Annotated in this window: 4 protein-coding genes; 3 read left to right on the top strand and 1 reads right to left on the bottom strand. The window is 71.2% G+C overall.

The features are described from left to right. Nucleotides 1–119: 119 nt before the first annotated feature. On the bottom strand, nt 120–1,226 hold the full coding sequence (locus tag ACWC21_RS04270; RefSeq protein ID WP_450877961.1) for an ADP-ribosylglycohydrolase family protein: 1,107 nt from the start codon (nt 1,224–1,226) through the stop codon (nt 120–122). 238 nt (nt 1,227–1,464) lie between these two features. Between ACWC21_RS04270 and ACWC21_RS04265 the strand changes: the two genes are divergently transcribed. From ACWC21_RS04265 to ACWC21_RS04255, 3 genes are all read left to right on the top strand, one after another. Then, nucleotides 1,465–2,196: a VIT1/CCC1 transporter family protein gene (locus tag ACWC21_RS04265; protein WP_450877959.1), complete on the top strand. Its 732-nt coding sequence runs from the start codon at nt 1,465–1,467 to the stop codon at nt 2,194–2,196. Between the two features lie 378 nt (nt 2,197–2,574). After that, nucleotides 2,575–7,200, top strand: a complete 4,626-nt coding sequence (gene gltB / locus ACWC21_RS04260; RefSeq protein WP_450877957.1) for a glutamate synthase large subunit — start codon at nt 2,575–2,577, stop codon at nt 7,198–7,200. Then, a complete protein-coding gene (locus ACWC21_RS04255; protein WP_450877955.1) occupies nt 7,193–8,656 on the top strand; it encodes a glutamate synthase subunit beta in 1,464 nt (487 codons plus the stop codon). Before gltB ends, ACWC21_RS04255 begins: the two co-directional genes overlap by 8 nt. Nucleotides 8,657–8,662: the final 6 nt, after the last annotated feature.

Raw genomic sequence — 8,662 nt, 5'->3', positions numbered from 1 at the left:
GCTGTCCGGGGCGCCGGTATCCGTGGTGGTCGGCGGGGGATTGCCGCCGGGTGGGCGCGGCACGTTCGGCGGGCGCCTCGTGGCGGCGGGTCCGAGCTGCGGGGCCTCGATGCGGCGGGTCATGGCCGTACCTCGCTGTCCGGGTCGCCGGCACCGGCGGTGGCCAGCAGGGGGCCGCCGCCGAGGAGCTGTTCCACCGCCGGCAGATGGTCCGGCACCACCACTTCCGCTCCCCACTTGCCGCCCTCCTCCGCCACCAGCAGTTCCGCCACGTCCAGCACGTGGTGGCCCGCCATGGACGGCAGGCAGGTGCCGCGGGCCGGGCCGATCGCGGCGGCCCAGTCGGCCGGGATGGCGCAGACGCCCTGGGTCGCCCCGGCCAGGGCGCCCGCGACCGCGGCCGTGGTGTCGGCGTCGCGGCCCATGTTCACGGCCGTGAGCACCGCCTCCCGGAAGTCGCCGTCCGCCGCGGCGTACGCCCCGAAGGCGAGGGCGACCGCCTCGGGAGCCAGGTCGGTCCAGGGGTAGCCGCCGATGACGACGGCGGAGCGGACCGCGCGTTCCCCGCGGTGGGCGACGGCCGCCGCGCGGCGCAGGGAGCGCGCGGTCCAGGAGTCGTCCGGGACCACCGCGAGGGCGGCGGCCACCACGGCCACGGCCGGTGCGCCCGCCATCGCCGCCGCGACCCCGGCCGCCACCGCCTGGCCGCCGTAGATGCCCTCGCCATCGTGGCTGACCGAGCCGTCGATCGTCACCAGCCGGGCGGCCTCGGCGGGGCGGCCCACCGCGAACACCCCGAAGGGAGCCGCCCGCATCGCCAGGCCGTCGCTCCAGGCGTGGCGGTGCTGGGCGGAGATGGGGGCGGCCAGGCCCCGGCGGAGGTTCTCCAGCGTGCCGCGCTCGCTGAAGCCGGCGCCCCGGAAGGGGCCCTCGTGACCGTCGGCGATCCACTCGTGCCAGGCCGCCTCGACATGGGCCGGGGTGAGCGCCGAGCCGTGCCGGGCCAGCAGCAGGCCGGAGAAGATCGCGTACTCGGTGTCGTCCGTACCGGCCGGCTTGTCGGTCACGTATCCGGTGATGCGGCCCCAGCGGGCGCGGATCTCGGAGGGCTTCATGTTCTCGGCCGGTGCCCCGAGGGCGTCCCCGACGGCCAGACCGAGCAGCGCGCCGCGCGCCCGCTCGCGGATCGAAGCCACAGGGGCCGGTGCCACAGGGGCCGATGCCATGGGGGCCTCACCTCCGGGGAGCTCCGCCGGGGGCGCGGAGTCCTTTGCGGAGGTGTCCCACCGGGGCGGCCGGGTAGCGCCGCGGAAGCCGTCAAGTCACCCGGTCGGCACTCAAAACCGCAGGTTAGCCCAGCCTTTCCTTGCTGGCGGGGGAGGAATGCGCGGCGTAAGTTCAGTGTTGTCGAAAAGTAGAACTCGTCCAAAGTTAGCTTTGGCTAAGCTTCCTGGGGGACCCCGCATGGCGATCATCGAGACCGAGGCGGTGCTGCACGAGGCGCACCGCGACAACCACACGCACCGGGACGTGAACGGTGGCTGGCTGCGCCCCGCCGTGTTCGGTGCGATGGACGGCCTCGTCTCCAACCTGGCCCTGCTGACCGGCGTCGCGGGCGGTTCGGCCGGGCAGCACACCATTGTGATCACCGGGCTCGCGGGCCTCGCCGCCGGGGCCTTCTCCATGGCGGCCGGCGAGTACACCTCCGTGGCCTCCCAGCGCGAGCTCGTCGAGGCGGAGCTGGACGTCGAGCGCCGGGAACTGCGCAAGCACCCCCAGGACGAGGAGGCCGAGCTCGCCGCGCTCTACGAGGCGCGCGGGGTCGAGCCGGAGCTGGCGCGCGAGGTGGCCCGGCAACTGTCCAAGGACCCCGAGCAGGCGCTGGAGATACACGCCCGCGAGGAACTCGGCATCGACCCGGGCGACCTTCCCTCGCCGCTGGTCGCGGCCGTTTCCTCGTTCGGGTCCTTCGCGCTGGGCGCCCTGCTGCCCGTACTGCCGTTCCTGCTGGGGGCGACCGCGCTGTGGCCGGCCCTGCTGCTCGCGCTCGCCGGACTGTTCGGCTGCGGTGCCGTGGTGGCCAGGGTGACCGCACGCACCTGGTGGTACAGCGGCCTGAGGCAGCTCGCGCTCGGCGGCGCCGCGGCCGGTGTGACGTACGCCCTGGGCAGCCTGTTCGGAACGGCCGTAGGATAGCGCGGATGCTACTTATGCGATGGGCCGTATAAGTAGCCGTTACTCGTTGGTTTCGAAGGCTTAATCGCCGGGCATGAGCCGTAAGCGCTGCGGGCAATGACGCCTGCCGCGCACCCATGGAACGGGCGATGACGCTTTCCTCGTTCCCCCGGACCGACGGACATCGATCCGACCGATCCTGCCCCGTTGTGTCCCCCATACTTCCCACCGCCGTGCGCGGTGCTCCACCGCGACCGCGGTGTCCGCATGCTGGAACGGAGTATCCGCTTCCCGAGAACCGCTCCATCATGTAACCTGCACGAAATTTTGCACTCACGCAGAGGGCCAGCGTCGTCCCTCGGCACCAGCACATGCCAGATGACGACGACGGGAGAGCCGATGCGTACGCCGCGCCAGCCGTCCCAGCATTCCGCGAATGGCCAGAACTGGTCGTTCATGGATGCTCGCCCTGCTGCGCAGGGTATGTACGACCCCCGCGACGAGCACGACGCCTGCGGTGTCGGCTTCGTGGCCACCCTCACCGGCGAGGCGAGCCATGCGCTGGTCGAGCAGGCGCTGACCGTTCTGCGCAACCTCGAACACCGCGGTGCCACCGGCTCCGAGCCCGACTCCGGCGACGGCGCGGGCCTGCTCTCCCAGGTGCCCGACGCCTTCTTCCGTGAGGTGGCCGGATTCGATCTGCCCGCGGCCGGCTCGTACGCCGTCGGTATCGCCTTCCTGCCCGAGGAGGGGACCGAGGACGCCGTCTCGAAGATCGAGACGATCGCGGCCGAAGAGGGCCTCACCGTCCTCGGCTGGCGCGAGGTCCCCGTCGCCCCCGAGCTGCTGGGCGCCACCGCCCGCTCCACCATGCCGGCCTTCCGGCAGGTCTTCGTTACTGGGGGCACCTCCCGGACGGAGTCTGGGGGAGGCGCCAGCGAGGGCATCGCGCTGGACCGCAAGGCCTTCGTGCTGCGCAAGCGCGCCGAGCGCGAGGCGGACGTCTACTTCCCCTCCCTGTCGGCCCGCACGATCGTCTACAAGGGCATGCTGACCACCGGCCAGCTCGAGCCCTTCTTCCCGGACCTGTCCGACCGCCGCTTCGCCTCCGCGATCGCGCTCGTGCACTCCCGGTTCTCCACCAACACCTTCCCGAGCTGGCCGCTCGCGCACCCGTACCGCTTCGTCGCGCACAACGGTGAGATCAACACCGTCAAGGGCAACCGCAACTGGATGGTCGCCCGCGAGTCCCAGCTGGTCTCGGACCTGTTCGGATCGGACGACCAGGCCCTCGAGCGCGTCTTCCCGGTGTGCACGCCCGACGCCTCCGACTCGGCGTCCTTCGACGAGGTGCTCGAACTGCTGCACCTCGGCGGCCGCTCCCTGCCGCACTCCGTGCTGATGATGATCCCGGAGGCGTGGGAGAACCACGACTCCATGGACCCGGCCCGGCGCGCGTTCTACCAGTACCACTCCACGATGATGGAGCCCTGGGACGGCCCCGCCTGCGTCACCTTCACCGACGGCACCCAGGTCGGCGCCGTGCTCGACCGCAACGGTCTGCGCCCCGGCCGCTACTGGGTCACCGACGAGGGTCTCGTCGTGCTCAGCTCCGAGGTCGGCGTCCTCGACATCGACCCCGCCAAGGTCGTCCGCAAGGGCCGCCTCCAGCCCGGCCGCATGTTCCTCGTGGACACCGCCGAGCACCGCATCATCGAGGACGACGAGATCAAGGCGCAGCTCGCCGCCGAGCACCCCTACGCGGAGTGGCTCGAGGCCGGCGAGATCGAGCTGGGCGACCTGCCCGAGCGCGAGCACATCGTGCACACCCACGCCTCCGTCACCCGCCGCCAGCAGACCTTCGGCTACACCGAGGAGGAGCTGCGCGTCATCCTCGCCCCGATGGCCAAGGCCGGCGCCGAGCCGATCGGCTCCATGGGCACCGACTCGCCGATCGCCGCCCTCTCCGAGCGTCCGCGGCTGCTCTTCGACTACTTCACCCAGCTGTTCGCGCAGGTCACCAACCCGCCGCTGGACGCGATCCGCGAGGAACTGGTCACCTCCCTGCGCTCCTCGCTGGGCCCGGAGGGCAACCTGCTGGAGCCCTCCGCGGCCTCCTGCCGGTCCGTCGTACTGCCCTTCCCGGTGATCGACAACGACGAGCTGGCCAAGCTCATCCACATCAACGCCGACGGCGACATGCCCGGCTTCAAGGCCGCGACCCTCTCCGGCCTGTACCGGGTCTCCGGCGGTGGTGACGCGCTCGCCGCGCGCCTCGACGAGATCTGCGCCGAGGCCGACGCCGCGATCGAGAACGGCGCCCGTCTGATCGTCCTGTCCGACCGGCACTCGGACGCCGAGCACGCGCCGATCCCGTCGCTGCTGCTCACCGCGGCCGTCCACCACCACCTCATCCGCACCAAGCAGCGCACCCAGGTGGGCCTGCTGGTCGAGGCCGGGGACGTCCGCGAGGTCCACCACGTCGCCCTGCTCATCGGCTACGGCGCCGCCGCGGTCAACCCCTACCTGGCGATGGAGTCGGTCGAGGACCTCGTCCGCGCGGGCACCTTCCTGCCGGGCATGGAGGCCGAGCAGGCCATCCGCAACCTGATCTACGCCCTCGGCAAGGGCGTGCTGAAGGTCATGTCCAAGATGGGCATCTCGACCGTCGCCTCCTACCGCGGCGCCCAGGTCTTCGAGGCCGTCGGTCTCGACGAGGCCTTCGTCGAGAAGTACTTCAGCGGCACCACGACCAAGATCGGCGGCGTCGGCATCGACGTCGTCGCCAAGGAGGTCGCCGCCCGCCACGCCAAGGCCTACCCCGCCTCCGGCATCGCTCCCGCGCACCGCGCGCTGGACATCGGCGGCGAGTACCAGTGGCGCCGCGAGGGCGAGCCGCACCTGTTCGACCCGGAGACGGTCTTCCGCCTCCAGCACTCCACGCGCACCGGCCGGTACGACATCTTCAAGAAGTACACGGACCGTGTGAACGAGCAGTCCGAGCGCCTGATGACGCTGCGCGGCCTGTTCGGCTTCAAGTCGGACCGCCCCTCGATCCCGATCGACGAGGTCGAGCCGGTCAGCGAGATCGTCAAGCGCTTCTCCACCGGCGCCATGTCGTACGGCTCCATCTCCCGGGAGGCGCACGAGACCCTCGCCATCGCCATGAACCAGCTGGGCGGCAAGTCCAACACCGGTGAGGGCGGCGAGGACCCGGAGCGGCTGTACGACCCGGCGCGCCGGTCCGCCATCAAGCAGGTCGCCTCCGGCCGCTTCGGCGTGACCTCCGAGTACCTGGTCAACGCGGACGACATCCAGATCAAGATGGCCCAGGGCGCCAAGCCCGGTGAGGGCGGCCAGCTGCCCGGCCACAAGGTCTACCCGTGGGTGGCCAAGACCCGTCACTCGACCCCGGGCGTCGGCCTGATCTCCCCGCCGCCGCACCACGACATCTACTCCATCGAGGACCTGGCCCAGCTGATCCACGACCTGAAGAACGCGAATCCGCAGGCGCGGATCCACGTCAAGCTGGTCTCCGAGGTCGGTGTCGGCACGGTCGCGGCGGGTGTGTCGAAGGCGCACGCGGACGTGGTGCTCATCTCCGGCCACGACGGCGGTACCGGCGCCTCCCCGCTGACCTCGCTGAAGCACGCGGGCGGCCCCTGGGAGCTCGGCCTCGCCGAGACCCAGCAGACGCTGCTGCTCAACGGCCTGCGCGACCGCATCGTCGTCCAGACCGACGGCCAGCTGAAGACCGGCCGTGACGTGGTCATCGCCGCGCTGCTCGGCGCCGAGGAGTTCGGCTTCGCCACCGCCCCGCTGGTGGTCTCCGGCTGCATCATGATGCGCGTCTGCCACCTGGACACCTGCCCGGTCGGCGTCGCCACCCAGAACCCGGTGCTGCGCGAGCGCTTCACCGGCAAGGCCGAGTACGTCGTGAACTTCTTCCAGTACATCGCCGAGGAGGTCCGCGAGATCCTCGCCGAACTGGGCTTCCGCTCCATCGAGGAGGCCGTCGGCCACGCCGAGGCGCTCGACGTCACGCGTGCCGTCGACCACTGGAAGGCGCAGGGCCTGGACCTGGAGCCGCTGTTCCACGTGCCCGAGCTGGCCGAGGGCGCCGTGCGCCACCGGATCGTCGCCCAGGACCACGGCCTGGAGAAGGCGCTGGACAACGAGCTGATCAAGCTCGCCGCCGACGCGCTGGCCGCCGACTCGGCGACCGACGCCCAGCCGGTGCGCGCCCAGGTCACCATCCGCAACATCAACCGCACGGTCGGCACCATGCTCGGCCACGAGGTGACGAAGCGGTTCGGCGGCGCGGGCCTGCCCGACGACACCATCGACATCACCTTCACCGGCTCCGCCGGCCAGTCCTTCGGAGCCTTCCTGCCGCGCGGTGTCACGCTGCGCCTGGAGGGCGACGCCAACGACTACGTCGGCAAGGGCCTCTCCGGCGGCCGGGTGATCGTCCGTCCTGACCGGGGTGCCGACCACCTCGCCGAGTACTCGACGATCGCGGGCAACACCATCGCCTACGGCGCGACCGGCGGCGAGCTGTTCCTGCGCGGTCGGACCGGCGAGCGGTTCTGCGTCCGCAACTCCGGCGCGCTGGTGGTCTCCGAGGGCGTGGGCGACCACGGCTGCGAGTACATGACCGGCGGTCACGCGGTGGTCCTCGGCGAGACGGGCCGCAACTTCGCGGCCGGCATGTCGGGCGGCATCGCCTACGTGATCGACCTCGACCGCGACAACGTCAACGTCGGCAACATCGACTCGATCGAGGCGCTCGACGACACGGACAAGCAGTGGCTGCACGACGTGGTGCGCCGCCACGCCGAGGAGACCGGGTCCACGGTCGCCGACAAGCTGCTGGCCGACTGGGACCAGGCCGTCACACGTTTCACCAAGATCATCCCCAGCACGTACAAGGCAGTGCTCGCCGCCAAGGACGCCGCCGAGCGAGCCGGTCTCACCGAGACCGAGACCCACGAGAAGATGATGGAGGCGGCGATCAATGGCTGACCCGAAGGGCTTCCTGAACCACGGCCGTGAGGTCGCCAAGACCCGCCCCGTCGACGAGCGCGTCAAGGACTGGAACGAGGTCTACGTCCCCGGTTCCCTGCTGCCGATCATCAGCAAGCAGGCCAGCCGGTGCATGGACTGCGGCATCCCGTTCTGCCACAACGGCTGTCCGCTGGGGAACCTGATCCCCGAGTGGAACGACTACGCCTACCGCGAGGACTGGGCGGCCGCCTCCGAGCGGCTGCACGCGACCAACAACTTCCCGGAGTTCACCGGTCGTCTCTGCCCGGCCCCCTGCGAGTCGGCGTGCGTGCTGGGCATCAACCAGCCGCCGGTCACCATCAAGAACGTCGAGGTCTCGATCATCGACAAGGCGTGGGAGACCGGGGACGTCGCCCCGCAGGCGCCCGAGCGACTGTCCGGCAAGACCGTCGCCGTCGTCGGCTCGGGCCCGGCCGGTCTGGCCGCCGCCCAGCAGCTGACCCGGGCCGGTCACACGGTCGCGGTGTACGAGCGCGCGGACCGCGTCGGCGGCCTCCTGCGCTACGGCATCCCCGAGTTCAAGATGGAGAAGCGGCACATCAACCGCCGCATCGAGCAGATGCGCGCGGAGGGCACCCGCTTCCGTACCGGTATCGAGATCGGCCGCGACCTCAAGGCGACCGACCTGAAGAAGCGGTACGACGCGGTGGTCCTGGCCGTCGGTGCCACCACCGCCCGCGACCTTCCCGTGCCCGGCCGCGAGCTCAAGGGCATCTACCAGGCGATGGAGTACCTGCCGCTGTCCAACAAGGTCCAGGAGGGCGACTACGTCACCGCCCCGATCTCGGCCGAGGGCAAGCACGTCGTCGTCATCGGCGGCGGCGACACCGGCGCGGACTGCGTGGGCACCGCCCACCGCCAGGGCGCGGCCTCCGTCACCCAGCTGGAGATCATGCCCCGCCCGAACGACGAGCGGCACCCGACGAACCAGCCCTGGCCGACCTTCCCGATCCTCTACAAGGTCACCTCGGCCCACGAGGAGGGCGGCGAGCGCATCTACGCGGCGTCCACCACCCACTTCGAGGGCGACGAGGACGGCAACGTGCAGTGGCTGCACCTCGCCGAGGTCGAGTTCGTAGACGGCAAGCTGACCCAGAAGCCGGGCACGGAGCGCAAGATCCCCGCCCAGCTGGTCACCCTCGCCATGGGCTTCACCGGCACCGACCGTGAGAACGGCCTGGTCGAGCAGTTCGGCCTGGACCTCGACGAGCGCGGCAACATCGCCCGCGACGCCGACTTCCAGACCAACGTGCCGGGCGTGTTCGTCGCCGGCGACGCCGGCCGCGGCCAGTCCCTCATCGTCTGGGCCATCGCGGAGGGCCGCTCGGCCGCCCGCGGCGTGGACCGCTTCCTCGCCGGAACCAGCGACCTGCCGGCCCCCATCCGCCCGACGGACCGCGCACTGATGGTCTGACGGCCA

The organism is Streptomyces sp. NPDC001348 (genome assembly GCF_053597535.1).
Note: the sequence above shows the minus strand (reverse complement) of the source record. Positions and strands in the feature narration are given on the sequence as shown.

Excerpts from the sequence above, each read along its gene's own strand:
- ACWC21_RS04270 (WP_450877961.1), bottom strand. The coding sequence starts at position 1,226 with ATGGCATCGGCCCCTGTGGCACCGGCCCCTGTGGCTTCGATCCGCGAG.
- ACWC21_RS04265 (WP_450877959.1), top strand. The coding sequence starts at position 1,465 with ATGGCGATCATCGAGACCGAGGCGGTGCTGCACGAGGCGCACCGCGAC.
- gltB (WP_450877957.1), top strand. The coding sequence starts at position 2,575 with ATGCGTACGCCGCGCCAGCCGTCCCAGCATTCCGCGAATGGCCAGAAC.
- ACWC21_RS04255 (WP_450877955.1), top strand. The coding sequence starts at position 7,193 with ATGGCTGACCCGAAGGGCTTCCTGAACCACGGCCGTGAGGTCGCCAAG.